Below are 1,877 nucleotides of genomic sequence, written 5' to 3'. Positions count from 1 at the left end.
CACGTCCGCCACCCACCAGCTGTGTGTCGCCCACCTGCTGCGCGAACTCCAAGCCGTGAGCGACACCGCCCCGGCCGACACCTGGTGTTGGGCGACCCAGGCCGCCGACGCCCTCGTCGCCCTGCACCGGCTCACCCTCGACGCCACCACCACCGGCACCGCGGTCGACCCGACAGCGCTGGCAGCCCACACCCGGGCCCTGCGCCACGCCGCCCACATCGGGATCACCCAGACCTCGCCACGCGGCACGACACTCATGGCCGCCCGCCACGCCCTGGCCTGCCGGCTCATCGACCGCGAAACCGACTACCTCCGGTTCACCCACGACCTGCGAGTTCCCGCGGACAACAACGGCTCCGAACGCGACATCCGCATGATCAAACTACGGCAGAAAGTCTCCGGGTGCCTACGCACCCTCACCGGCGCCCGCCAGTTCTGCGCGATCCGAAGCTACCTGTCCACCGCCACCACACACGGCATCCCCCTGCTCCCCGCCCTCGTCCAACTCGCCGAGGGCCACCCCTGGATGCCCGCAACCACCTAACCCACGATCAAAGCGATACCTGACCAGTTACCCCGGAGCTTCTCCAGCTCCTTGTCCCGGTCATCGACTGGCGGCCGGCCCTTCGGTTTCGACAGGCCCGCCAACGCTCCCGCGTCCCGGGCCTTACGCCACTCCACGATGTGCGCCGAGTACAGATTCTCCCGCCGCAGAACGGCGCCCTTCGCACCCGGCGAGGTCGCCGCCTCGTACTCCGCGAGGATCCGCAGCTTGTACGCCGCGGAGAACGACCGACGCCGAGCCTTCGGCTCAACCTCCGGGTCTGGCCGCCAGCCACCGCCCTCACGTCCGTCCACACGGACATCATCGACCAGGCCCCGCCCAGCCGTCACCGCCATCGTCACGATCTCCCTCTCCCTACCCGCCCAAGTCAGAAGATGATAGTTGCTACCTGACTCGCCTCATCTTGACGGATAGGGATAGGCGGATCCTGCGGCGCAACTCCAACCGCCGGGCGATCTGCTTGATCGAGACCCCATCCGCCCGATGCAACCTGCGGATCTCCGTCCAGCCCTCCAGCCTCAACACCTCCCTACGCAAGCCGGGCAGTCAACCTTCGAAGCTCAACGGGGGCAAGCTTTCAGGGGCCAACGAAACATCGCACACAGCGAAACATCACACAGCGTCACCATTGCGCCTTCAAATACCTTCTGAGTAGCGCGTCGCCCCAGGCTTGTCGGTCGAAGGACGCCCGCCTACAGCATCTGACGCCGTGGGCGGTTCCCACGGTAGTGGTCACGTAGAGTTGATCGGCCAGACCACGAGCGGCCGGTCGGATGGCGACATCTCACCTGGTCGTCGCGCCGAAATCGACAACGCGGACAGCAAGGCCAGCAGTAACAGAAAGTCGCGATCAAGGTCGCTGCGACAGGAGCCGCTGTACGGATGCAATCCGCGGCTACACGTCACCCGACGTGACGGTCGAGACCCTGCAACAAAGACGGACCGCGATCATTCACACGCGCAGCATGGGCGCTCGAGGCCAGAAGCACGTAGGAACGCACGCTCCGCGTTGCATCCATCACATTGCCCCTTGCGCGCTGGGTAGTTGTCCGGTAGCGTCCCGAGTTGCCGCAAATGCATAGAAGTACATCGACTGCCATGACTTCTCGCCTCAACGTTCTGCGCTGAGGCCCCCTGCCACCATGCCCTTCGCCTTATGAAGAGCATGCCGCCGCCGCCACGCCCTTGCCAGTCCCGGCGTTGATGTTGGAAGGATATTTGACGTGTCCATAGATCAATGGCGCTTAGTTAAGCGGTCCGGGCAAGGATGATCTTCGGTGGCTGATCATGTCGGGTGTCGGTGTCTGTTGGG

The 1,877-nt window shown here is 65.0% G+C and carries 2 protein-coding genes; one reads left to right on the top strand and one right to left on the bottom strand.

Features of this window, described 5'->3' with window-relative positions; all coding sequences use genetic code 11:
- Nucleotides 1-544, top strand: a 544-nt coding sequence (locus MXD61_RS05560; RefSeq protein WP_248811770.1) for a transposase, incomplete at its 5' end; no start/stop codon positions are given.
- Here the strand turns inward: MXD61_RS05560 and MXD61_RS05555 are convergent.
- Nucleotides 541-858 (bottom strand): hypothetical protein, encoded by a 318-nt coding sequence (locus tag MXD61_RS05555; protein WP_374628472.1) that lies wholly within the window; start codon nucleotides 856-858, stop codon nucleotides 541-543. The genes MXD61_RS05560 and MXD61_RS05555 overlap by 4 nt on opposite strands.
- Nucleotides 859-1,877 lie beyond the last annotated feature (1,019 nt).

The organism is Frankia sp. AgPm24 (assembly GCF_023243055.1).
Lineage (GTDB): Bacteria > Actinomycetota > Actinomycetes > Frankiales > Frankiaceae > Frankia > Frankia umida.
This window is presented reverse-complemented; position numbering and strand designations above follow the sequence as displayed.